The organism is Saccharothrix sp. 6-C (assembly GCF_016695385.1).
GTDB classification, from domain to species: domain Bacteria; phylum Actinomycetota; class Actinomycetes; order Mycobacteriales; family Pseudonocardiaceae; genus Actinosynnema; species Actinosynnema texasense.
The window spans coordinates 2,264,156-2,288,554 of sequence record NZ_CP064192.1 but is presented as its reverse complement, the minus strand read 5'-3'; the positions used below and the strand labels follow the sequence as shown (position 1 = coordinate 2,288,554).

Genomic DNA, 24,399 nt, shown 5'->3' with positions numbered 1-24,399 from the left:
CCGGCCTGGTCACTCGCCGGTGCTGAACGCGGCGTCGAAGGACGCGGCCGGCGGGTCGAACAGGTGCCGCCGGATGAACCCGACCGCCTCCTCCGCCCCGCGCAACCGGTCCATCCCGGCGTCCTCCCACTCCACCGAGATCGGCCCGCGGTACCCGATCGCGTTCAACGCGCGGAACGACTCCTCCCACGGCACGTCGCCGTGGCCGGTCGACACGAAGTCCCACCCGCGCCGCGGGTCGGCCCACGCCAGGTGCGACCCGAGCCGCCCGTTGCGCCCGTCGAAGCGCTTCTTCGTGTCCTTGCAGTCCACGTGGTAGATCCGGTCGGCGAAGTCGAGGATGAACCCGACCGGGTCCAGGTCCTGCCAGACGAAGTGCGACGGGTCCCAGTTCAGCCCGAACGCGGGCCGGTTGCCCACCGCGTCCAGGGCCTTCCGCGTCGTCCAGTAGTCGTACGCGATCTCCGACGGGTGCACCTCGTGCGCGAACCGCACCCCCACCTCGTCGAACACGTCCAGGATCGGGTTCCACCGCCGCGCGAAGTCGGCGTACCCCTCGTCGATCACGGCCTGCGGCACGGGCGGGAACATCGCCACGTACTTCCAGATCGACGAGCCGGTGAACCCGACCACCGTGCCCACGCCCAACCGGGCCGCCGCACGCGCGGTGTCCGCCATCTCGGCGGCCGCGCGCTGCCGCACGCCTTCCGGCTCGCCGTCGCCCCAGATGCGGGACGGCAGGATCGCCTTGTGCCGGAAGTCGATCGGGTCGTCGCACACCGCCTGCCCGACCAGGTGGTTGGAGATCGTGAACACGTCCAACCCGTACCGCGCCAGCATCGCGCGCTTCGCCGGCACGTAGTCGTCGTCCGCGAGCGCCTTGTCCACCTCGAAGTGGTCGCCCCCGCAGGCGATCTCCAGCCCGTCGTAGCCCCAGCCGGACGCGAGCCGGCACACCTCCTCGAACGGCAGGTCGGCCCACTGGCCGGTGAACAAGGTGACCGGTCGGCTCATCGGGGGTCTCCGATCATCGTCCACGTCGACTGCTGCCCGGCACTCTCCTCCACCGCCGCCAGCACCCGCTGCACGCGCAGGCCGTCGGTGAAGCTCGGCGCCGGGTCGACGCCACCGCCGATGGCGGTCAGGAAGTCCGCGGCCTCGTGCGTGAACGTGTGCTCGTAGCCGAGCAGGTGACCCGGCGGCCACCACGCGCCCACGTACGGGTGGTCGGCCTCGGTCACCAGGATCCGCCGGAACCCGGCCGCCGAGCCGTCGTCGGCCGAGAACACCGACAGCTCGTTCATCGACTCGAAGTCGAACGCCAGGCTGCCGCGCGTGCCGTTGACCTCCAGCCTCATCGAGTTCTTGCGGCCCAACGCGTACCGGGTCGCCTCGAACGTGCCCAGCGCGCCGGACGAGAAGCGGGCCAGGAACACGGCCGCGTCGTCCACCGTCACGTCGGCGAACCCGTCGCCGTCGGGCCGGGAGCGGACGAAGGTCTCCGTGGTGGCGCTGACACCGGTGATCAGGTCGCCGGTGACGAACTGCGCGGCGTCCACGATGTGCGCGCCGAGGTCGCCCAGCGCGCCCGACCCGGCCTTCTCCTTGCGCATCCGCCACGTCATCGGCGACGAGGGGTCCGACAGCCAGTCCTGCAGGTACACCGCGCGCACGTGCCGGACCTCGCCGATGCGGCCCTCCTCCACCAGCTTGCGGGCCAGCGCGATCGCGGGCACCCGCCGGTAGTTGAACGCGACCATCGACCGCACGCCGCGCCCGGCGGCCTCCTCCGCGGCGGCGGCCATCGCCTCGGCTTCCGCGACCGTGTTGGCCAGCGGCTTCTCGCACAGCACGTGCTTGCCGGCGGCGAGCGCGGCGAGCGCGATCTCGGCGTGCGTGTCGCCGGGGGTGCAGATGTCGACGAGGCCGACGTCGTCCCGGGCGACGAGCGCGCGCCAGTCGGTCTCGACGGCCGCCCAGCCGTACTTGGTCGCCGCGTCCTTGGTGCGCACCGGGTCACGCCCGCCGAGGACGGCCAGGCGAGGCGTCAGGGGCACGTCGAAGAACCGGTGGACGCTGCGCCAGGCGTGCGAGTGCACCGCGCCCATGAACGCGTGGCCGACCATGCCCACGCCGATCTCTTCCGTCATCAGCAGCCTTTCGCAGCAGTGTCGATCCGGTGACGGCGTCGGTCCGCCGACCCGGTCAGGAGTCGAAGCCGACGTCGAGGTACTGGTCGACGTTCTCCTTGGTCACCACGGCCGAGTAGGTGGTGATGGACGCGGGGATGTCGTGCTCGGCCATGTCGCCGATGCCCTTGGTCTGGCCGAGCAGCCTGGCCAGCGCGATCGCCGAGGACGCCATCGACGGGCTGTAGAGGACGGTCGCCTTGACCACGCCGCTGTCGGCCTTGATCAGGTCCATCATGTTGCGCGAGCCCGCGCCGCCGACCATGACGAACTCCTTGCGGCCGGCGCTGTCGATCGCGGCCATGACGCCGATGCCCTGGTCGTCGTCGTGGTTCCACAGCGCGTCCAGCTTGGGCGCCGACTGGAGCAGGTTGGCCGTCTGCTGCTCACCGGACTCGGACGTGAACGACGCCGAGACGCGCGGTCCGACGGCGAAGCCCGCCTTCGCCAGGGCGTCGCTGAAGCCCTTGCTGCGCTCCTGGGTCAGCGGCAGCGAGTCGATGCCGGCGACCTCGCCGATGATCGGGTTCGCGATGTTCTTGGCCTTCAGCTGCGAGGCGATGTACTCCCCCGCGTTGACGCCCATGCGGTAGTTGTCGCCGCCGATCCACAGCCGGTAGGCGAGCGGGGTGTCGAAGACCCGGTCCAGGTTGATCACCGGGATGCCCGCGTCCATGGCCTGGCGGCCGACCTCGGTGAGGGCCTTGCCGTCGAACGGCAGCACGACCAGCACGTCGACCTTGTCGTTGATCAGCGTCTCGACCTGGCCGATCTGCTGGTTGACGTCGTTGGTGCCCTCGGTGGCCTTGAACGTGACGTCGGAGAACTCGTCGGCCTGCGCCTTGGCGTTCTTCGTCATCGCGGCCATCCAGCCGTGGTCGGCGGCGGGCGCGGAGAAGCCGATGGTGACCTGTTTGCCCGGCTGGGTGTTCTGGCCCGAGCCGCCCGCGACGGCGTTCGGCGCGGTGTTGGCGGACTCGTTGGACGTGCACCCGGCCAGCAGGGCGGCGGTGCCGACGGCGGTGGTTCCCCAGAGGAAGCGGCGGCGGTCGAGTGAGGGCATGGCTGACTCCCGGGCGGTGTGTCGGGTCGGGTGTGGGGGTGGTGGGTGTGCCGTGCGCGTCAGGTGGCGCGTGTGCCGCGGCGGCGGGCGGTGGTGCGCTGGAGGAGCACCGCGGCGATGATGATCACGCCCTTGGCGATGTTCTGGATGTCGGTGTCGAGGTTGTTCTGGGTGAAGATGTTGCCCACCACGGTGAAGATGAGGACGCCGATCAGCGTGCCGATCAGCGAGCCCCGGCCGCCGCTGAGCAGGGTGCCGCCGATGACGACCGCGGCGATCGCGTCCAGCTCGTAGAACATGCCGTTGGTGGACGCGCCGGACGTGGTGCGGGCGACGACCATGAGCGCGGCGATGCCGCAGCACAGGCCGGCGATGCCGTAGACGAGCGCGGTGTGCCTGCGGACGTCGATGCCGGCCAGGCGGGCGGCTTCGGCGTTGCCGCCGACGGCGAACGTTCGGCGGCCGAACGTGGTGCGGTTGAGCAGCACCCAGCCGACCGCGAACACCGCGGCCAGCATCCAGATCAGCACCGGGACGCCGAGGATGTCGCCCCGGAAGAAGGTGGAGAACCCGGTCTCGGTGACGACCTGCGTGCGGCGGCCGGAGAGCCGTTCGGCCAGGCCCTTCGCCGACGCGTACATGGCGAGGGTGGCGATGAACGGCACGATCTTGCCGTAGGAGATCAGCACCCCGTTGACCAGGCCGCAGCCGAGGCCGACCAGCAGGGCGCACAGCACCATCACCACGGGCCCGTAGGACTGGGTGGCGACGGTGGTCATCCACACGCCGGACAACGCCACGATCGAGCCGACGGACAGGTCGATGCCGCCGCTGATGATCACGAACGTCATGCCGACGCTGACCACGCCGATCGCCGCGGCGAGCCGCAGCATGGTGGAGATGTTGGCCTCGGTGAGGAAGCTGTCGGGCCGGGTGGCGTAGCCGACGACGCACAGCACCACCAGCACGCCGAGCAGCCCGGTGAGCCTCAGGTCGAGGTTGCGCCGCTGCTTGGGCGGCTCCTGGGGTGCGGCGGATTTCGGGTCGAGGACCCTTGCCTCGGTCACGGGGTCTCCTCAGGCGCGTCATCTGGGGTGACGGCGGCTTCGGTGACGGCGCTGCCCGCCATCACCATGTCCAACACGGCGGATTCGGTGAGCTCGTCGGCGCGCCGGTCCGCGATCACCTCGCCGTCGCGCAGCACCAGCACCCGGTCGGCGAGGCCGAGCACCTCGGCGACCTCGCTGGACACCAGCACGACGGCCACGCCGGCCGCGGCCAGCTCGTGGATCACCCGGTACAGCTCGGCGCGCGCGCCCACGTCCACGCCGCGCGTCGGCTCGTCCAGGAGCAGCACCTTGCAGCCCCGGACCAGCCACCGGGCCACCACGGCCTTCTGCTGGTTGCCGCCGGAGAACTCGGCGACCAGCCGGCGCGGGTCGGCGGGACGCAGCTCGAGCCGTTCGAGGGTGGTCTTGGAGTCCTTCAGCTCGCGGGCCCGGTCCAGGAACCCGGCGCGGCTGTAGGCGGGGAGGCTGGACAGCGTCACGTTGTGCGCGACCGGCAGGTCCAGCAGCAGGGCCTGCGCCTTGCGCTCCTCGGGCGCCAGGCCGATGCCCGCCTTCACCGCGGCGACCACGCTGCCCGGCCGCACCGGTTTCCCGTCGACCGCGATGTGCCCGGCGTCGGGTTTCCGCGCGCCGAACACGGTCTCGAGGATCTCGCTGCGACCCGCGCCGACCAGGCCCGCGATGCCCAGGATCTCACCCGCGCGCACGTGGAAGCCGACGTCGCGGAACTCGCCCTCGCGGCTCAGTCCGGTGACCGTGAGCACCTCGCGCGTGGTGTCCGCGGTGGACGCCTCGCGGTGCGGGAACACCGTCTCGACCTTGCGGCCGGACATCAGGTCGACCAGGTCGGCGGTCGGGGTGTCGGCGGGGAGGTTCGCGGCGACCGTGCGGCCGTCCTTCAGGACGGTGACGCGGCTGCCGATGCGGCGGATCTCTTCGAGGCGGTGGGAGATGTAGAGGACGGCGACCCCGTCCTTGGTCAGCTCGCCGACGATGCGGAACAGGTTGTCCACCTCGTCGGCGGCCAGGGCGGCGGTCGGCTCGTCCATCACGATCAGCCGGGCGTCGTGCGCCAGCGCGCGTGCCATCGACACCAGCTGCTGACCGGCCGCGGACAGCAGGCCCACCTCGCGGTCGGGGCCGATCTCGGGGTGGCCGAGGCGGGTCATCAACGTCCTGGTGAGGTCGCGGGCCGCCCGGCGGCGGGTGAAGCCGAACCTGGCGGGCTCGTGGCCGAGGAACACGTTCTCCGCCACCGAGATGTCCGACACCAGGTCAAGCTCCTGGTACATGGTGGCGATGCCCAGCCGCAGCGCGGCGACCGGCGACGGCAGGGTGGTCCTCGTGCCGCGCCAGGAGATCTCGCCGTCGTCGGGCTGGTGCGCGCCGGCCAGCACCTTGATCAGGGTGGACTTGCCCGCGCCGTTCTGGCCGAGCAGGCAGTGCACCTCGCCCTCGGCGACTTCCAGGTCCACCTGGTCCAGGGCGCGCACGCCGGGGAACGTCTTGCCGATGCCGGCCATCCGGAGCAGGGTCATGCCGAATCCCCTTCTCGTGAGCCGCGCGTCTTCGGGTCGCTGTCCTGGTCCGGCGCCCGGCCGGCTGTCGACACGCCTTCGACGACGGCCTCGCGCCTGCCTTCGACCTGCGCCTGCATCGTGGCTCCGACTTCGTTGAGGGAGGCGATCGAACGGGGTGGTCCAGCTCACGTTCGGGGGTGGGTTGCGGCAGATCCTGACATTTGATCGCGCGGTCTGACAAGAACTTGGCCTCACTTTTGTCGATTCGTTGCAAAAGTAGGGTCGGTTTTGACGGAAGCTCGCGATTGCGGCTCCGAAACGGCCGGGCTGGGGAGCGGCGGGCGCTCGGGCGTGGGCGCGGCGGGACGCGGGCTCGGGACGGTCACGATGCCCGGGAGGCGCGCGGTACCCGGGGCGCGGATCGCAGCGGGTGGCGCGGTGAGGAGAGTCGCGGTGCCGGCGGGTGGTCCGGCGGCGGCCGGGGTGGCTCGGGGCTCGGGTGGCTATCCGGCCGGGGAGAAGGCGCGGTCGGTGGCGGACCACGCCGCGCCCGTCACGCCGGCCAGGTCGCCCAGCTCCGAGAGCACGATGGGCAGGTTGCCGGTGGCCAGGGGCAGGGAGCGGCGGTAGACGGCGCTGCGCACCTCGGCGAGCAGGGAGTGCCCCAGCCGGGAGACGCCGCCGCCGATGACGACCATGCCCGGGTTCAGGAAGCTGACCAGGGACGCGACCACGTGCCCGAGCCGCCTGCCGCCCTCGCGCACCAGGTTGGCCGCGGCGAAGTCACCGGCCGCGGCGGCGGTGCCGACGTCCTCGGCGGTGAGCAGGCCCTTGTCGTGCAGGGTGGTGGACAGGGCGACGGAACGACCGCTGCGGGCCAGGGTGGTGGCGTCACGGGCCAGCGCCGAGCCGCCGAAGTAGGCCTCCAGGCAGCCGACCTCGCCGCACGCGCAGGCCGGGCCGAAGTCGTCCAGCCTGATGTGCCCGATGTCGCCCGCGGTCCCGGCGACGCCCCGGTACACCTTCCCGCCGAGGACGATCCCGCAGCCGATGCCGGTGCCGACCTTGACGAAGATCAGGTCTTCCAGCGACCGGGCCACGCCCGCGTGGCGTTCGCCCAGCGCCATGGCGTTCACGTCGTTGTCGACCGTCACCGGGCAGCCCCACCGGCCCGCCAGCTCGTCGCGCACGGGGTAGCGGTCCCAGCCGGGCATGATCGGCGGTGCGACCGGCATGCCGTCGCGGAAGCTCACCGGGCCGGGCAGGCCGATGCCCGCGCCGATGAGCCGGCCCGACGCCTTGGCGTAGACGACGTCGGCCAGTTCGGCGACGCGGCTCAGCACCGGCGCCGGCCCGCCGCGCACGTCGCACTCCTCGCTGCGGCTCTCCAGCACCTCGCACCGGCCGTCCGTGACCGCCACCCGGACCGAGGTGGCGCCCACGTCCACGCCGAGCACGCGCAGGTCGTCGGCCAGGTGGACCAGCGTCGACCGCCGCCCGCCCCGGCTCGCCGCCGGTCCCCCGACCTGGACCAGGCCGACGTCCACCAACCTGCCCAGCTCGGCGGTCAACTTGGCCCGCGGCAACTCCAGCCGCTCGCCGAGCGCGACCCGGGACATCGCGCCCTCGTCGCGGAGCAGGCCCAGCAGCTCGGACTGCCTGCCGGAAACCACCCGCGGCTGCTGACCGCTGCCCGTCGCGCTGCTCATGGCACCAATTTACGGCCACCGGACCGCCCTGGTGCGCCACCACCGCCACGAACCCACCGGCAGTCCACCAGGCACGCGGCCGGCCGGCGCCGGCCGCGGTCCGCGAAGCCCGCAAGCGCCGGCACGGCCGGTGTGCGCCACAGCGCGACGACCAACACCCGCCGCACATCCAGGAAGTCCGCGATCATCGGCGCGGCCGGTGTCCGCCAAGGCGCGCAGCGATCAGCACTCGCCGGTCGCCCGCCGAGGGCGCGGCCATCGGCGCCCGCCGGAGCTTCGCCAAGCGCGCAGCCGTCAGGACGGCCGGCGGCCCGCCGAGCAGCGGGCCGCCAGTGCGGGTTGGTGGCCGGCCGAGTGCGTGATCAGCACGGCCCGAGGGCTTCCGCATGCGGTGGTCGACGCGGCTGGGGTCCGTTCGGCGGGCGGTGAATCGGGACGGCCGGCGGTTGGTCGGGTGGGCGGCGATCAGGGCGGCGTGGGAGAGCGGGGTGCGCAGGTCCGCCACGTCGTCACGCCCACCACCGACGCGCCGGGATGCGCCTCCGCCAACCACGCCGCGCCGCGCCGCCTGCCCGCCACCGACACCGACCCTCGACACGTGATGTGCCGAAGGGGTCCCACAATCCCGGGTGTCCACTCCGGACGTCCGGCGCCACCGGTCCCGTCGCCCGGGAAATTGACGGGCGTGGCGCGCTCGGCGGGTGTTGCATGCGGGTATGCCCATCGACCAGCACCTGCTCGTCCTGTTCACGGTGACCACCGTCGTCGCGATGATCACGCCCGGCCCGGACATGTTGTTCGTCCTCGGCTGCGGGATGCGCGGCGGCCCGCGCGCCGGGCTGCTGGCCACGGCCGGCGTCGCGACGAGCGAGGCCGTCCACGTCGTCGTCGCCGCCGCGGGGCTGGCGGCGCTGTTCGCCGCGGTGCCGGTGGCGTTCACCGTGGTCCGCACGGTCGGCGCGGCCTACCTCGTCTACCTGGGCGTGCAGGCCATCCGCCACCGCGGGCGCGTCGTGGCGGCCGAGCCGGCGGCGGGCGGCATCTCCGGCCGCCGGGCCTACCTCACCGGCATGGCGACCAACCTGCTGAACCCGAAGATGGTCACCTTCACGATCGCGTTCCTGCCGCAGTTCATCGACCCCGACCTGGGGCGGGTGTGGCTCCAGTTCGCCGTCCTCGGCGCGATCCTGATCGCGCTGGAGTTCCTGGTGGACGGCGCGGTCGGCGTGCTGGCCGGTCGCATCGGCGGTTGGCTGCGCCGCAGGCACGCCGCCCGACGCCGGATCGACGTCGTGACCGGCGGCGTGTTCATCGGGCTGGGTGTCCGGCTGGCCGTGGAGCGCTGACCAGCCAGGACCGCGAACGCCTCGAACAGCCGACCGCGGCAGCGGTTGCGGGTGGGGGCCCGGCTTGCGAGGGTGGCGTTCGACGAGCCCGTGCGGTGGAGACGGCCGCGACGACGCGTGCGAGCGACCCGCTCGGGCACGACGACGAGAAAGGTCATCAGTGACTCAGACGGTTCGTGGCGTGGTGGCCCGGGGCAAGGGCGTCCCGGTCGAGGTGACCGACATCGTGGTGCCCGACCCGGGACCGGGTGAGGCGGTGGTGCGGGTGCAGGCCTGCGGCGTGTGCCACACCGACCTGCACTACCGGGAAGGCGGCATCAACGACGAGTTCCCGTTCCTGCTCGGCCACGAGGCCGCCGGGGTCGTGGAGCAGGTCGGCGACGGCGTCACCGGTGTCGCGCCCGGCGATTTCGTGGTGCTGAACTGGCGCGCGGTGTGCGGCGCGTGCCGCGCGTGCCTGAAGGGCAGGCCCTGGTACTGCTTCGACACCCACAACGCGGCGCAGCCGATGACGTTGGCCGACGGCACGCCGCTGTCGCCCGCGCTCGGCATCGGCGCGTTCGCCGAGAAGACCCTCGTGCACGCCGGGCAGTGCACCAAGGTCGACCCGCGCGAGTCGCCCGCCGTGGCCGGGCTGCTCGGCTGCGGCGTGATGGCCGGGTTCGGCGCGGCGGTCAACACCGGCGGCGTCGGCCGGGGTGACAGCGTCGCCGTCATCGGCTGCGGCGGGGTCGGCGCGGCGGCGGTGGCGGGCGCCGCGCTCGCCGGGGCGACCACGATCATCGCCGTCGACCTCGACCCCCGGAAGCTGGAGTGGGCGGGCGGCCTCGGCGCCACCCACACCGTGGACGCCGGGTCGGAGGACGTGGTGGCCCGCGTCAAGGAGCTGACCGGCGGGTTCGGGGCGGACGTGGTGATCGACGCGGTCGGCCGGCCCGAGACGTGGCAGCAGGCGTTCTACGCCCGCGACCTGGCCGGCACCGTCGTGCTGGTCGGCGTGCCGACCCCGGACATGCGCATCGACCTCCCGCTGATCGACTTCTTCTCCCGGGGCGGCGCGCTGAAGTCGTCCTGGTACGGCGACTGCCTGCCCTCCCGCGACTTCCCGTACCTGGTCGACCTGCACCGGCAGGGCCGGCTGGACCTCGACGCGTTCGTCAGCGAGACCATCGCGCTCGACCAGGTCGAGGAGGCGTTCGCGAAGATGCACCACGGCGACGTGCTGCGCTCGGTGGTGGTCTTCTGATGGCCCGCGTCGACCACGCCGTCACGCGCGGCACGTTCAGCCTCGACGACCAGACGTTCGCCGTGGACAACAACGTCTGGGTCGTCGGCGACGACACCGAGTGCGTGGTGATCGACGCGCCGCACGACGTGGACGCGATCCTCCGCGTCGTCGGCGGCCGGGAGGTGAAGGCGATCCTCGCCACGCACGCCCACGACGACCACGTCCGCGTCGCGCCGGACCTGGCCCGCGCGACCGGCGCGCCCGTGCTGCTGCACCCCGCCGACCGAGTCCTGTGGGACCTGACGCACCCGGACGTGGCGCCGGACGGCGAGCTCGCCGACGGCCAGGTGGTGGAGGTGGCGGACATCGCGCTGCACGTGCTGCACACGCCCGGCCACGCGCCCGGCGCGTGCTGCTTCCACGTGCCCGCCCTGGGCGCGGTGTTCACCGGCGACACGCTGTTCCACGGCGGTCCGGGCGCGACCGGGCGGTCGTACTCCGACTTCGACCTGATCGTCGACTCGATCTCGCGGCGGCTGCTGACCCTGCCGGAGCGGACGGTCGTGCACACCGGCCACGGCGAGGACACGACGATCGGCGCGGAAGCTCCGCACCGGGGCGACTGGCTCACCCGAGGCCGGTGACCGCGCGGCGTCAGCAGATCCGGGTCGACGTGCAGATCACCGGTGAAGCCGGTGTCGACCACCGCGCCGACAGCGTCGAGGCACGCGAAGCAGCGACACGCTACTGAGAGGGCATCTGATCTTGGTTTGGGGTGATCTGTCCGGTTTGCCGACCGCTTTAAAGTTGATCAACTGTGAGCTCTCGGCGTGCGTACCCCAGTGACCTGTCCGATGCCCGGTGGGCGTTGATCGAGCCGACGTTGACGGCGTGGCGTGCCGCTCGGCGCGGGCCGGGAACCGCGGCACGGGTGCACGACCTGCGGGAGATCGTCAATGCGATCCTGTACGTGTGCCGGACCGGGATCGCGTGGGCCTACCTGCCGCACGACTTCCCGCCGTACAAGACGGTCTACGACTACTACGCCAAGTGGGAGACCGACGGCACCGCCGAGGCGTTACACGACCTACTCCGAGAACGGGTCCGTGTCGCAAGTGGACGCACGGCCTCCCCGACGGCGGCGATCCTCGACTCGCAGAGTGTGAAGAATTTTTGCAATGTCAACGAATCCGATCAGGGCATCGATGCGAACAAGAAGATCAAGGGCCGGAAGCGGCACATCGCCACCGACGTACTCGGCCTGCTGCTCGCGGTGATCGTGACCGCGGCCTCGGTCTCGGACTCGACCGCCGGTCGGCAGCTCTTGGAGCACGTGGCCGCCACGCAACCGGACGTGTCGATCGCCTGGGCGGACGGCGGCTACAACGACGAGGTCGTCCGCCACGGCGCTCGAAGGGGAATCCGCGTCAAGGTCGTCAAACGGATTGCCGCACAGGTTCCACGTGCTGCCCAAGAGGTGGGTGGTCGAACGGACCCTGGGTTGGCTGATGCAGCATCGCCGACTCGTGCGCGACTACGAGACCCTGCCGCAACGCTCACGCACGATGACCCACTGGGCGATGGCTAACATAATGAGCCGCGTTCTGACCGGAGAATCCACCCAAACGTGGCGAAACGATCTACGCAAAACAGACATACTCGCCCAAAGTAGATCAGATGCCCTCTTAGACCTCGCCGACCCGGCCGGACGACTGCTGTGGACCTCGCCCGCACTGCCCGGCTCGGCCCACGACCTGACCGCGGCCCGCACCCGCGGCATCATCGACGCTCTCACCGCGGCGGACACTCCGTGCTGGGCGTACAAGGCCAATCAAGGAGCGGGCACTCCGGCAGCAAGCGGTCAACCGCTCCCACACCCGCGTCCGCCCCCTCGGCGATCGAGCCGCCTCCACCCTCAAGACCTGGCGACTGCTACGCCGACTCCGCTGCTCCACCACCCCATCACCAACCTGACCAGAGCTGTCCTCGCACTCCACCTCGCCGCCGGATGAGGTTGGACACGGCTCACTAGCTGTACTGCCCTGGGAGGTTGTGGACACCGGGACACGTAGTCGGATGATGTTGGAATGAGGGAGGGCCTCCGGGTTCGGTGTGGATTGCGACATCTGCACCGAGCTGACGGAGGCCCTCGTGATCCACGCTAACGCACCGCTGACTCCGGTGGGCAGGCTGCGTCTGGCCCGGTGTGTCGTGGAGGAGGGTTGGCCGCTGCGGCGGGCGGCCGAGCGGTTCCAGGTCTCGCCGACCACCGCCGCCCGCTGGGCCTCCCGTTACCGCGAGCACGGGGAGGCCGGTCTGGTCGACCGTTCCAGCCGTCCCCGCCACAGTCCGCGTCGCCTGCCCACCCGCCGCGAACGCAGAATCGTCAAGGTCCGCCTGGCCCGCCGCTGGGGACCGGCCCGCATCGCCCACCTGCTCGGATTGAATCCCTCCACGGTGCACCGGGTGCTGCGCCGTTTCGGCCTGGCCCGCCTGGTCCACCTGGACCGCGCCACCGCCACGCCGGTGCGCCGCTACGAACACGCCGCACCGGGCGACCTGGTCCACGTCGACATCAAGAAGCTGGGCAACATCCCCGACGGCGGCGGCCACAAGATCCACGGACGGCAGGCCGGCGGGCGCAACAGCTCCGCCCACCGCGACCCGGGCAGGCCACGCAAGGCCCACGGCCGCCCCAACCTCGGCTACGCCTACCTGCACAACGCCGTGGACGACCACTCCCGCCTGGCCTACACCGAGATCCTGCCCGACGAGACCAAACAGACCGCCGCCGAGTTCTGGACCAGGGCGAACGCCTTCTTCCAGGCCGCCGGGATCACGGTGAAGCGGGTGCTGACCGACAACGGCTCCTGCTACCGCTCACACCTGTGGCGCGACACCCTCGCCGGCGCCGGCGTCACCCACAAACGCACCCGCGCCTACCGGCCCCAGACCAACGGCAAGGTCGAACGCTTCAACCGCACCCTGCTCGACGAATGGGCCTACGCCCAGCCCTACGCCTCGGAGGCCGAACGACGAGCGGCGCTACCGCGATGGCTGCATACCTACAATCACCACCGCGGCCACACCGCACTCGCAGGCCAACCACCCGCCACCCGCGTCCCCAACCTCACAGGACAGAACAACTAGCCGCCGATCGCGGTTTCCACCCCTACTCCGACGCCGAACCCGATCAGGGCCACGCCAGTCGCCTGCTCGAACGCCTTGCGAACGCGGCGTCGGGTCAAGGTCGCCTTCGCCAGCTCCACCAACGCCGCCACCAGGCTCAGCCACACGATGCCGAGCACCGCGTGGATCCCGACCAGGAGCATCGTCATCGGCAGCACGGCCGAGTCGGCGGGCACGAAGTTCGGCAGCAGCGACAGGTAGAACACACCGACCTTGGGGTTCAACAGGTTCGTCAGGAAGCCGGAGGAGAACGACTGCGCCGCCGACACACTCGGCGGCACCTCGCCGCCGTCCGTGATTTCGGGTAGCGGCTTGCGCGCGCTCCGGAGCGCTTGCACGCCCAGCCAGCACAGGTAGAGCGCACCGGCGATGCGCAGACCGTCGTACAGCACCGACGACGCGGCCAACAGCGCCGTAAGCCCCAGCGCGCTGGCCAAACCCCAGATGAAGCAGCCCGCCGTGATCCCGAGGGCGGACAGGAACGCTCGCGTCCAGCCCCCGCCGATGGCGGTGCGCATGACGACGGCGATGTCCGGACCCGGTGCGATGGTCAGCAAGGCCACCAGAGCGGTGAAACCGAGCAAAGACGAAGTGGTCACGACTCGTCAGTGTAGGGTTACACCCTGTCGCAAACAAGCGAGTCTGCGCTGACCGAAGGCTTCCACCCGGTCGTGTCAGGTTCCTGCCGGAGGCGGGACGACACTACCGGGAACGTCGTGCCACAACACACTCGTGGCATGACGTTCCCGGCAGTGTCCATCAGGGATCGAAGGGGTCAGGGGTCCAGCAACCCCTCTTCCACGAAACGCTCCCGCGAGCCGGGGATGTCCAGCACGCCGAGCTGCTCGAACAGCGCGACCGTCTTGGCCGAGGCGACCCGGATGCTCGCGGTGACTCCCGCGCGGTTGTAGGACTCCGCCACGATCTCCCGCGTTTTCGCCTCCGAGAACCCCGCCTTGAGCAACGCCGCGGTCGCGGGCCGAGTCGCGGGCTGGAGCGACTGCACGATGAGGCTGGGCAGGAAGGTGGCGACCAGGCGACGCGTCCCGTGGTCGAGTTGGCCCCACAAGTACTTGAAGAAGTTAGAGAAGTAGGCGTGGTGCCTGCCCTCGTCGATCGCGTGGTCCCGTACGGTCTCCCGGACAACCTCGATGACGCTCCGGTCGTTCGGGATGTCCATCAAGATCGACGTGATCAGCGTTTCGAACACCACCACCTGCAACAACTGAATCAGCAGACGGTAATCGGGGTACTCGTGGCCGACACCGTCGAGCTTGGCCAGGAACCGCTGGAAGTCGTACGGGAGCGCCTGGATGCCGGACCGCTCCTCGACCTGCCGCAGCACGTCGAGGCTGTACAGCGAGTGGTACCCCTCGTCGACGTAGATCTGGAACGCGACCAGGCAGGCCCAGTTCGGCAGTTCCAGGCCCGAGGAACCTTCGGCGATGCGCTGCGTGGCGCGGTTCACCACCGCCACCTCGAAGTGCGAGGTGAACCTGAGCCACTGGAACAGGTGCTGCGCGGACAGGTAGCGCTGGATTGGTCCCTCAGACTGCTGCACCTGGGGGTGGCCCAGGTGCGGCACGAGGTGCACGGGGAAGAACTCCTTAAGGATGTCCGCGTCCTCCGCGAAGGTGCGGCGCGGACCGGACCGCACGCCCGCGCGGTCGTACCAGGAGTCGAAGGCCTTGATGTTCTCCAGCCTGGGTTTCTCGTATGACAAGGTTAGCTCCCCACGGGCAATCAGCGCGCTGGCCGCCCAGAGCTGACGGTCGGCGACTACGGTGTGTCAGGCGGGCCGCACCGGGGTGCGGTGAGGGTGGTCGGGGTGCGGCTCGTGGCCGACCTTCGAGACGAGCAAGCCGTCCAAGTACAAGAAGTCCAGCTGGGTGCGGGCGAACGTCCGCAGCGCGTGCTCCGGCGTCTCGACGATCGGCTCGCCGTTGTCGTTGAACGACGTGTTGAGCACCAGCGGCACACCCGTGCGGCGGAAGAACCCGCTGATCAACTCGTGGTACTCGGGGCTGACATCCTGTCGCACGGTCTGCACCCGGGCGGTGCCGTCCACGTGCGTGATCGCTGGCACGGCCGCCTGCCGGTCCTCGCGGACACCGGGCACCAGGAGCATGAACGGGCTCTCACCCCGGCCGTCGAACCAGTCGGCCGCGTGCTCGTTGAGCACCGACGGCGCGTAGGGCCGGAACACCTCGCGGTGCTTGACGACCTCGTTGATGTAGTCGCGCATCCCGGGGTGCCGGGGGTCGGCGATCATGCTACGGTGGCCGAGTGCGCGCGGGCCCATCTCGGAGCCGCCGTTGACCCACCCCACCACGTAGTGCTGCGACACCAGTTCGGCGACCTCGTCGATGGCGGCCTCACGCCAGGTGAGCCTGCCCTCGTAGGGCTCCAGAGCCTTGAGCGCCTCCGCGCGGTCATAACGCCTGCCGAACGACGCGTGTCGCATCGGGACCCGCTTCGTGCCGCCCAACAGGTTGTGGTAGCCCCACAGCGCCGCGCCGATCGCGCAGCCGGCGTCGCCCGCGGGCGCAGGGATGAAGATGTCCTCGAACGGGCCTTCCTCGCGCACCCGCTGGTTGGCCACCGAGTTGAGCGTCACGCCGCCCGCCAGGCACAGGTACTTCTTGCCGGTCAGCTCGTGCGCTTGCCGCGCGAGGTGCAGGAACGCGTTCTCCAGTTCCTCCTGGATCTTGTACGCGATGTCCTTGGCGAACTGGTGCTGCCACGAGCCGCGCACCCCGGCGTCGTAGTCCTCGCCCTCCGAGACCAGGAGTTCCTGCCAGATCTTCTCCAGGTCGTCCTGCGACACCCTGATGTCCAGGCCGTCGTAGGTCAGCCAGGGCTTCCACTCCGGCCGGGGCCTCCCGTAGGGCGCGAGGCCCATCGTCTTGCCCGCCTCGGGGTAGCCGCCACAGCCGAAGACACCGAACTCCGGGGTGCCCCATCGGGTCAAGAAGTTCATCTTGGCAGTGAAGAAGTCGTAGAACAGGCCGAGGCTCAGGTCGGTGTAGTCGACCGGGTAGGTTGTCGCGGCGACGCTGCGCAGCGACACGCCCTCGCCGACCAGCACGGTGTGCTTCTCGATGTTCTTGGTACCGGGGAACCGGCTACCGGCCTGGTCCACCACGAGCACCGCGGCGTCCTCGAACGGCGCCGGGTAGAACGCGACGGCGGCGTGCGCCATGTGGTGCGACGGCACCGGAAGCTCGTGGATTTTGCTCTTGTCGCGGATAGGCAGCTCGTTGGTGATGCGCCGGACCGCGCCATCACCCAGCGGCCGGTTGCCCACCACCAGGCCGATGTCGTCGATGCCGATACCCGCCGCGTCCAGGCAGTAGGTGACCGACCGCATGGGTAGGGTTTTGGTCAACCGCTCGAAGTGGCCCTGGATCAGGAAGCCCTCGGTGTGCTTGATCCGGTCGAGGCGCTCTTCCTCGATCGCGACGACGACCTCGCCGTCCTTGATGATGGCGGCGGACCGGTCGTGGCTGAGGTTGAGTCCCAGGATGTAGGTCATCGTGACATCTCTCTGTGAGCCGGGGAGGGGTCGGACCTTCGTGGTGTGCCGAGCTTGGACCACATCTCATTCGGGGGTGTTGTGGGGCAACAGGTCCAACTCGTCGGCTCGGCGGTGGCAGATCACCGTGCAGGCCGGCTGGGTGAACGCGGTGAAGTGGGCCGCGTTGCGTTCGTAGCAGCGGGCGATCCGGGCGATGACGCCCCGACCGCCATGGTCAGCGGGATGCCGCCGCAGTCGCTCACCTCGTGGATCTTCGAGCCGGGTTTGCCCCGGTCGACCGGGCTGGGCCAGTCGGATCCCCCCGTTGACCGCGCGGACGTGCACGCTGTCCACCGACACCCGCGACCAGTCGATCGTCCCGGCGAAGCCGAGCAGGTCCAGCGTCGTACGGTGCAGTCGGGCGAGCACGTCCGCCTCGATCAACTCGGCGAACCGGCGATGCGCGGTGGGCGGAGGGCGAATTGATCCCGAATGAGGCGGGTGGCACCGACCATGTACAGCCGGTCCGGAGCACGTAAGGGACGGCCGCCAACACAGTCCGGCCCAGCCGACGACGGCCCCACCCTAATGGCGTTGCGGCGCGTCGTGCAGCAACGTCTTCGCCAACAGCCACAACCGTTCCGGGCACCACTGCTCCACTTCGTTCATCGCTGATCGAGATCTCGCCCACCCTGTAGCACTCCAAATGAGATGCGGTCTCAGACCGAAGCCGCTTCGACGGCGGTGCGGCGGTAGAGCGTTCCCTCGCTCCACACCAAACCGACGCGGCCCCACGCCAGGGCGGAGTCCACGTCCGGGAAGAAGCCGCTGCCGTTGAGGTTGGCGCTCGTGTTGCACAGCACGGGAATCCCGCTGAGCAGGTAGTAAGCGCGCAAGATCGCCTCCAGGGTCGGGTCGTCCCCGGTGCTGACGGTTTGCAGCCGTGCCGTGCCGTCCAAGTGCAGGATCGCGGGCACCCGGTCCACCCAGTCCGGTCGGACCCGGTGGTCGAACAGCATGTGCGGATCCGGCGTGCCGGGCGAGAAGATGTCCGGCGCGAACTCGGTGAGGCAGATCGGCGCGACGGGACGGTAGCTCTCCCGGAACTTGACCCGGTTCAACTCGTCCTTCATCCCGGGGTCCGTGGCGGGCGCGATGATGCTGCGACCGCCGAGCGCGCGCGGGCCGAGTTCGGCGCGACCGTTAAGCAGCACCACCGGTCGGCCGGTCTCGTGCAGGATCGCGGCCAGTTCGGCCGGTGTGCACGGCGAGACGTCCCAGCCCTCCGGGACCTTTCCGGTCGGCACGAGCGCCGGACCGCTGCGTGGATGCCAGTCGATCGCGCGGAGCCCGAACTGGCCGGCCAGACCGGCGGACGCGGTGCCGATCGCCGAACCCGAATCGTTCGGGAACGGCGGCACCCACACCCCGGCGAAGACGGGTAGTGCGCGCAACGCGCTGTTCCACTTGATGTTGAGCGCGCACCCGCCGATGAAGCAGAGGTTCCAGGGACCATCACCCTTCCACCGGGTCACCTTCTCGGTGATCCGCTCGACGAGCAGGCCTTCCAGGAATGTGTGCACGGAGGCCAGCACGTCCTCGTCGTTCGCGCCCAGCTCGTCGACGCGGGTGCGCACGTCCCGGAAGAACGCGTGCACGTAGTGCAGGGAGGGTTCGGAGTTGCTGCCCCACCCGCCGATCGCGGTTCGGTACGCCTGGGCTTTCGGCGTGTCCGCCTCGAAGTGCTCGTCGAACAGCTCGGCCAGCACCCGCAGCACATCGGGACGGGGCGTGCCCAGGGCGATGTAGGCCATGAGCTTGCCAGCGACGGACAGATCGTCCACCGTCCGCGACTCGTCGTGCCTGCGGAACGGCCCGAAGTGGTGCGCCGCGGTGGCGTAGCCGTGGCCGATCAGCGGGAACAGCTCACCGCCGTTGCTCACCCCGGTGTCCGGGTCGACGAAGTACAGCCGGGGAAACATACCGCCGTCCCACACCAGCACGAACGACGGCTCGCCGCGCTTGGCGAAGTCGCTGGAGCAGTAGGCGCTGACCAGGTGTCCCGTCACGTGCAGGAAGCTCGTGTAGGGCAAGACCTCGTCGCCGATGCGGAACTTCCCGGTGTAGCCCGGGGTCAGCAGATCCGGCACGGCGTCGTTCTCCCGGTACGGTGCGACCCGGATCGTCACCGGCGTGCCATCGTTGGACAGTTCGGCGATGCCGTGCTTCGAGCCGTCCCAGCCGTCGATGATCCACTGGTCGACGTCGGAGATCCGGTAGCCGTAGTCGGCCAGCAGCTTCGGCACGACGTCGAGGTCGGCCACCGGGCTGTACCTCGCGCCGTTGCCGAGTTTCTCCATCTCAATGCTGAACACGAGCTTGTCTCCGTGCAGCAGGGCGACGGCTCCGTCGTGCGTCAACTTCAAACCACAGACGATCACGGTGGTCGACTCCTCCTCAATCCGGTGCGACCGACGCGCGGACGGCCTTGGTGTGCAGGGAGTGCAGCTCTTGTAGCGGCAGCACGTCGGAGTCGCGATCGGCACCGGACCGGACGGCCCGGACCGTCGCCAGCAGACCGGGCACGGTCGTCACGCACGGCACGCCCCGTGCGGCGGCGGCGACTCGCAGTGCCCGTCCGCCCGGCTGGACCGGCCTGTTGGACACCGTGGTGACCACCAGATCGACCACCCGCCGGTCGACCAGTTCGGCCGCGCCGTCGATCGGCGCCACCTCGACGTCGACCCCGTCGTGCCGCAGCCACTCCGCCGTCCGCTCGGTGGCGATGACGTTGAACCCCAGTTCCACCAGCGCTTTGACCGGTCCGACGCCTGAGCGCCGGTGCTCTTCGTCCAGCGAGACGAACACCGTTCCCCGGTCCGGCAGCCGCAATCCCGCCGCCGTCTGGGCCTTGGCGAACGCGCCTGCGAAGTCGACGTCGATGCCCATCACCTCGCCGGTCGACCGCATCTCCGGTCCGAGCACGGTGTCCACGCCGAGGCCGCGCACGTCCCGGAACCTGTTCCAGGGCAGCACGGCCTCCTTCACCGCGACGTGCCCAGGCGGGGGCGTGCCGTCCCCGGTTGCGGGCAGCAGACCTTCCGCGCGAAGCCCTGCGATCGTCGCGCCCAGCGAGATCCGGGCCGCAGCCTTGGCGAGCGGCACGGCGGTCGCCTTGGACACGAACGGCACGGTCCGCGATGCCCTCGGGTTAACCTCCAGCACGTGCAGGACGCCCGCCGCGAGCGCGAACTGGATGTTGACCAGGCCGCGCACCCCAAGGCCGCGCGAGAGGGTTTCGGTGTGCTCGCGCAGTCGGGCGAGCTGCGAGCCAGCCAGCGAGAACGGCGGCAGCGCGCACGCCGAGTCACCCGAGTGGACACCAGCCTGCTCGACGTGCTCCATCACCCCACCGAGGTACAGCTCCACGCCGTCGTACAGGGCGTCCACGTCGATCTCCACCGCGTCGTCGAGGAACTCGTCCACCAGAACGGGGTGCCGGGGCGAGATCTCGGTGGCCCGGCCGATGTAGTCGCGCAGCGCGTCGTCGTCGTAGACGATCTCCATGCCGCGCCCGCCGAGCACGTAGGACGGTCGCAGCAGGACCGGATACCCAATCCGTGCGGCGATGTCCCTAGCCTGGAGGAAGGACACGGCCGAGTCATGCCGCGGGGCGCGCAGACCCAAACGTCCCAGCAGCTTCCCGAACTCCGCGCGGTCTTCTGCGAGGTGGATCGCGGTCGGCGACGTGCCGACCACCGGCACGCCCGCCCGCTGGAGTTCCGCAGCCAGCCGCAGCGGGGTCTGCCCGCCGAGCTGGACGATGACGCCCGCGACTGGACCGGCCAGCCGCTCGGCGTGGACGACCTCCAGCACGTCCTCCAGCGTCAACGGCTCGAAGTACAGCCGGTCGGACGTGTCGTAGTCGGTGGACACGGTCTCCGGGTTGCAGTTGACCATCACAGCCTCGTACCCCGCCTCGCGCAGCGCGAGGCAGGCGTGCACGCACGAGTAGTCGAACTCGATGCCCTGGCCGATGCGGTTGGGCCCCGAGCCGAGGATGAGAACGGCGGGTGCCGTCCTCGACCGCACCTCGGTCTCGTCGTCGTAGGACGAGTAGTGGTACGGCGTGCGTGCGTCGAACTCGGCGGCGCACGTGTCTACTGTCTTGTACACCGGTCGAATTCCGTTGGCGTGCCTCAGTTCGCGAACCGTGGCAGGCTCGATTGACCTGATGGCGCCGATCTGCTCGTCGGAGAAGCCGTGCCGCTTCGCGTGGGCGAGCACGTCGCCGTCCAACTCGGTCGCCGCCGCGAGCCCGGCCGCGACCTCGTCCAGCAGCGCGAGCTGGTCGACGAACCACGGGTCGATCCCGGTGATCTGGACCACTTCCGCCACAGCGGCGCCGAGCTGGAGCGCTCGCAGCACTGCGTCGAGCCGACCCTCGGTCGGCACCGCCGCCTCGGCGAGCGCATCCGCCACGGATCCCTGCGGCTGCGCGGCCCAGGACAGCTCGCCGCCTCGCCGGTCCAGTGACCGCAGCGCCTTCTGCAGCGCCTCGGGGAACGATCGGCCGATCGCCATCGCCTCGCCGACGCTCTTCATGGCGGTGGTCAAAGAGGTGTCCGCGCCGGGGAACTTCTCGAACGCGAAGCGCGGCACCTTCACCACCACGTAGTCCAACGCGGGCTCGAAGCTCGCCGGGGTTCGTCCAGTGATGTCGTTGACGATCTCGTCCAACGCGTAGCCGATGGCGAGCTTCGTGGCGATCTTGGCGATCGGGAACCCGGTCGCCTTGGACGCCAACGCGCTCGACCTCGACACGCGCGGGTTCATTTCGATCACCACGATCCGGCCGTCGGCGGGATTGACCGCGAACTGGATGTTGCAGCCGCCGGTGTTCACCCCTACCTCGCGGATCACCGCGATGCCGATGTCCCGCAACCGCTGATACTCGCGGTCGGTCAGCGTCATCGCGGGCGCGACCGTGATCGAGTCGCCGGTGTGCACGCCCATCGGGTCGATGTTCTCGATCGAGCAAACGACAACGACGTTGTCGTCGCGATCGCGCATCAGCTCGAGCTCGTACTCCTTCCACCCCCGCACGCTCTCCTCAATCAGCACCTCCCCGATCGAGGAGAGGTGCAGGCCCTGGCCTGCCACCAGGGCCAACGAGGCCTCGTCGGACACGATCCCGGACCCCGCGCCGCCCATCGTGAACGACGGCCGCACGACGACTGGGAACCCACCGACCTCGCCGACCGCGGCCAGGCACTCGGCCAGGGAATGGCAGATGACCGAGCGCGCCGAGGTCGCGGCGGGCAGGCTCGTGCCGACCAGATCGACGATCTCGCGGAACTTCTGCCGGTCCTCGCCGGAGGCGATCGCATCCGCACTCGCGCCGATCAGCTCGACGCCGTAGCGCTCCAGCACGCCGGAACGCGCCAGCGCCATCGCGGTGTTGAGCCCGGTCTGGCCGCCCAGGGTCGGCAGCAGCGCGTCCGGGCGTTCCCGCGCGATGATCTTCTCTACGTACTCGGGGGTGATCGGCTCGACGTAGGTCACGTCGGCGAACTCCGGGTCGGTCATGATCGTCGCCGGGTTGGAGTTGACCAGCACCACGCGCAAACCCTCGTCGGCGAGCACCCGGCACGCCTGGGTGCCCGAGTAGTCGAACTCGCACGCCTGCCCGATCGCGATCGGACCGGATCCGATGACCAGCACCGAGGACAGGTCAGATCGTCTAGGCACGCGTGGCCTCCGACGTCGACGCGGCCATCGTCGCGACGAACTCGTCGAACGAGTGCGCGGCGTCGTGCGGTCCGGCCGCTGCCTCCGGGTGGTACTGGAGGCTGAGCGCGGGCACGTCCAGGCAGCGCAAGCCCTCGATGACGCCGTCGTTGAGGCACACGTGACTGACCTCGACACGGCCGAACGGCGTCCGCGTGACCTCGTCGAGCGGCGCGCGCACGGCGAACCCATGGTTGTGCGAGGTAATCTCGACGCGGCCGGTGCGCCGGTCCTTCACCGGCAGGTTGACGCCGTGGTGGCCGAAGTCGAGCTTGTAGGTGTCGAACCCCAGCGCCCGACCGAGCACCTGGTGTCCGAAGCAGATGCCGAACAGCGGAATCCGCCGCTCCAGCGCCGCCCGGACCAACCGGGCCGCGTGCCCGGTGGTCGCCGGGTCGCCGGGTCCATTGGACACGAACACGCCGTCGACCTCCAGGGCGAACAGGTCCTCGGCGTCCGCATGCGCAGGCAGCACGCACACCTCGACGCCGCGCCTGGTCAGCTCGCGCAACATGGTCCGCTTGACGCCCAAGTCCAACGCGGCGACCCGGAACCGCCGGTCGCCACCGCCCCCGGCCGGCGCGGTGTACGGGTGCGGCGCCGTGACCTCGCCAGCGAGGTCGGCGCCGACCATTCCCGGGCGCGCCCGCACCCGGTCGACGAGCACGTCGACGTCCGCGAGCGCCGCGCCGGAGAAGATGCCCGCGCGCAGCGCACCCCGGTCGCGCAGGTGGCGGGTGATCGCCCGGGTGTCGACGCCGCTGATGCCCACGACACCGTGGCGGACCAGCTCGTCGTCGAGACTGCCGCGACTGCGCCAGTTGGAGGCGAGCCTGGCGGGTTCGCGGACGACGTAACCGGCGACCCAGATGCGGGACGACTCGTCGTCCTCGTCGTTCCACCCGGTGTTGCCGATCTGCGGAGCGGTCTGCACCACGATCTGGCGGTGGTAGGACGGGTCGGTAAGCGTCTCCTGGTAGCCGGTCATCCCGGTGAAGAACACCGCTTCGCCGAAAGTCTGCCCGGTGGCACCGTAGGATCGGCCACGAAATTCGCGCCCGTCCTCGAGCACCAACAACGAGGGACTACGTCCGGGCGTCGTGATCACAGCCATACGCCACCTCCCAAATGCATTTCCAGTGTCCGACAGAGGTATTTTGGGCAGCAAAACCCACCCGTTCCGACCGAACGGGTCTTCAACGACTATCGGATCCGATCGACGGACATGTGTGAGCAGGGGAAGCGGTGGTCCGACAGGTCAGCGGGAAACCGGTCGACCCCGAAGGTCCACGCGTTAACTCGGCGAACGGCCGGAAAGCCCCCGATACGTCGACGCGAGTATCGACCGAACGAGCACGAGCGTCAGCCTGCGCGCCATAACGATTCCCCCAATTGTGCGTGTGAAAAGCGGATACCCCTCGAGCGGAAATTGACGCCCGCTTCCGGTGACCCCAAAGCTCGCGCTCCATCATTGCCAGACGATCCGCGCCACGGGAACCGCTCCGGCGATAGATTCACTCGAATGGGTCAAAGCATTCGGTGTGAAGTCGAATTCCTGACCATATCTCGGCTGGCTGTAAGTAGCTGTTTCCGAGCTACTGCTGTTGGGTGAGTCGGCGGGTGGTGATGCGGATCATGGACCAGCGGACCATGGCCTCGCGGTGATGACGGAGCCGTTCATAGTCGCGGACGCAGCGGCGATGTCCGGTAATCCACGCCAGGGTGCGCTCCACCACCCACCTGCGGGGCAGCACGGTGAAGTACGGCACTTGCGGGCG

General features: G+C 70.1%; 17 protein-coding genes and 2 pseudogenes. 6 read left to right on the top strand and 13 right to left on the bottom strand.

Annotated features, from left to right (window positions below; translation table 11 throughout):
• Window positions 1–9 precede the first annotated feature (9 nt).
• From IOD16_RS10475 to IOD16_RS10450, 6 genes are all read right to left on the bottom strand, one after another.
• A complete protein-coding gene (locus IOD16_RS10475) occupies window positions 10–1,014 on the bottom strand; it encodes a sugar phosphate isomerase/epimerase family protein (protein WP_123742462.1) in 1,005 nt (334 codons plus the stop codon).
• Window positions 1,011–2,150, bottom strand: a complete 1,140-nt coding sequence (locus tag IOD16_RS10470) for a Gfo/Idh/MocA family protein (RefSeq protein ID WP_123742463.1) — start codon at window positions 2,148–2,150, stop codon at window positions 1,011–1,013. Before IOD16_RS10470 ends, IOD16_RS10475 begins: the two co-directional genes overlap by 4 nt.
• A gap of 55 nt (window positions 2,151–2,205) precedes the next feature.
• Entirely contained in the window at window positions 2,206–3,252 is a 1,047-nt protein-coding gene (locus IOD16_RS10465; protein ID WP_201439870.1) for a substrate-binding domain-containing protein, read from the bottom strand.
• Window positions 3,253–3,311: 59 nt separating this feature from the next.
• Window positions 3,312–4,319 (bottom strand): ABC transporter permease, encoded by a 1,008-nt coding sequence (locus IOD16_RS10460; RefSeq protein WP_201439869.1) that lies wholly within the window; start codon window positions 4,317–4,319, stop codon window positions 3,312–3,314.
• Window positions 4,316–5,860: a sugar ABC transporter ATP-binding protein gene (locus tag IOD16_RS10455; protein ID WP_201439868.1), complete on the bottom strand. Its 1,545-nt coding sequence runs from the start codon at window positions 5,858–5,860 to the stop codon at window positions 4,316–4,318. The genes IOD16_RS10460 and IOD16_RS10455 overlap by 4 nt, the downstream gene beginning before the upstream one ends.
• A 485-nt stretch (window positions 5,861–6,345) precedes the next feature.
• Window positions 6,346–7,551: an ROK family transcriptional regulator gene (locus IOD16_RS10450; protein ID WP_123742467.1), complete on the bottom strand. Its 1,206-nt coding sequence runs from the start codon at window positions 7,549–7,551 to the stop codon at window positions 6,346–6,348.
• 716 nt (window positions 7,552–8,267) lie between these two features.
• On the opposite strand from IOD16_RS10450, the gene IOD16_RS10445 reads away from it, so the two are divergent.
• The 6 genes and pseudogenes from IOD16_RS10445 (at window position 8,268) to IOD16_RS10425 (ending at window position 13,275) form a co-directional block, all read left to right on the top strand.
• A complete protein-coding gene (locus IOD16_RS10445) occupies window positions 8,268–8,897 on the top strand; it encodes a LysE family translocator (protein ID WP_123742468.1) in 630 nt (209 codons plus the stop codon).
• Window positions 8,898–9,057: 160 nt separating this feature from the next.
• Window positions 9,058–10,143, top strand: coding sequence for an S-(hydroxymethyl)mycothiol dehydrogenase (locus IOD16_RS10440; RefSeq protein WP_201439867.1), 1,086 nt, complete (start codon window positions 9,058–9,060; stop codon window positions 10,141–10,143).
• The gene (locus IOD16_RS10435) at window positions 10,140–10,769 is read left to right on the top strand and encodes an MBL fold metallo-hydrolase (protein WP_123747871.1); all 630 of its coding nucleotides are present in this window, start codon (window positions 10,140–10,142) and stop codon (window positions 10,767–10,769) included. The genes IOD16_RS10440 and IOD16_RS10435 overlap by 4 nt, the downstream gene beginning before the upstream one ends.
• Before the next feature lie 173 nt (window positions 10,770–10,942).
• Window positions 10,943–11,768, top strand: a pseudogene (locus IOD16_RS10430) (IS5 family transposase); the annotation flags it as partial.
• A 48-nt stretch (window positions 11,769–11,816) separates the two neighbouring features.
• Window positions 11,817–12,137, top strand: a pseudogene (locus IOD16_RS40045) (transposase family protein); the annotation flags it as partial.
• Between the two features lie 139 nt (window positions 12,138–12,276).
• Window positions 12,277–13,275 carry an IS481 family transposase gene (locus IOD16_RS10425; RefSeq protein WP_201439866.1) on the top strand — a complete coding sequence of 333 codons (999 nt, stop codon included), beginning with the start codon at window positions 12,277–12,279 and terminating at the stop codon, window positions 13,273–13,275.
• Here the strand turns inward: IOD16_RS10425 and IOD16_RS10420 are convergent.
• From IOD16_RS10420 to carA, 7 genes are all read right to left on the bottom strand, one after another.
• Window positions 13,272–13,898, bottom strand: coding sequence for a LysE family translocator (locus tag IOD16_RS10420; RefSeq protein ID WP_201439865.1), 627 nt, complete (start codon window positions 13,896–13,898; stop codon window positions 13,272–13,274). The genes IOD16_RS10425 and IOD16_RS10420 overlap by 4 nt on opposite strands.
• Window positions 13,899–14,089: 191 nt before the next feature.
• The gene (locus IOD16_RS10415) at window positions 14,090–15,037 is read right to left on the bottom strand and encodes a diiron oxygenase (RefSeq protein ID WP_201439864.1); all 948 of its coding nucleotides are present in this window, start codon (window positions 15,035–15,037) and stop codon (window positions 14,090–14,092) included.
• 66 nt (window positions 15,038–15,103) lie between these two features.
• The gene (locus IOD16_RS10410; protein ID WP_201439863.1) at window positions 15,104–16,849 is read right to left on the bottom strand and encodes a carbamoyltransferase family protein; all 1,746 of its coding nucleotides are present in this window, start codon (window positions 16,847–16,849) and stop codon (window positions 15,104–15,106) included.
• Window positions 16,850–16,915: 66 nt separating this feature from the next.
• Entirely contained in the window at window positions 16,916–17,260 is a 345-nt protein-coding gene (locus IOD16_RS10405; protein WP_236594871.1) for a hypothetical protein, read from the bottom strand.
• A 290-nt stretch (window positions 17,261–17,550) separates the two neighbouring features.
• The gene (locus IOD16_RS10400; protein WP_201439861.1) at window positions 17,551–19,272 is read right to left on the bottom strand and encodes a carbamoyltransferase N-terminal domain-containing protein; all 1,722 of its coding nucleotides are present in this window, start codon (window positions 19,270–19,272) and stop codon (window positions 17,551–17,553) included.
• 16 nt (window positions 19,273–19,288) lie between these two features.
• The gene (gene carB, locus IOD16_RS10395) at window positions 19,289–22,582 is read right to left on the bottom strand and encodes a carbamoyl-phosphate synthase large subunit (RefSeq protein WP_201439860.1); all 3,294 of its coding nucleotides are present in this window, start codon (window positions 22,580–22,582) and stop codon (window positions 19,289–19,291) included.
• Window positions 22,575–23,735: a glutamine-hydrolyzing carbamoyl-phosphate synthase small subunit gene (gene carA, locus IOD16_RS10390; RefSeq protein ID WP_201439859.1), complete on the bottom strand. Its 1,161-nt coding sequence runs from the start codon at window positions 23,733–23,735 to the stop codon at window positions 22,575–22,577. The genes carB and carA overlap by 8 nt, the downstream gene beginning before the upstream one ends.
• Between the last annotated feature and the right edge of the window lie 664 nt (window positions 23,736–24,399).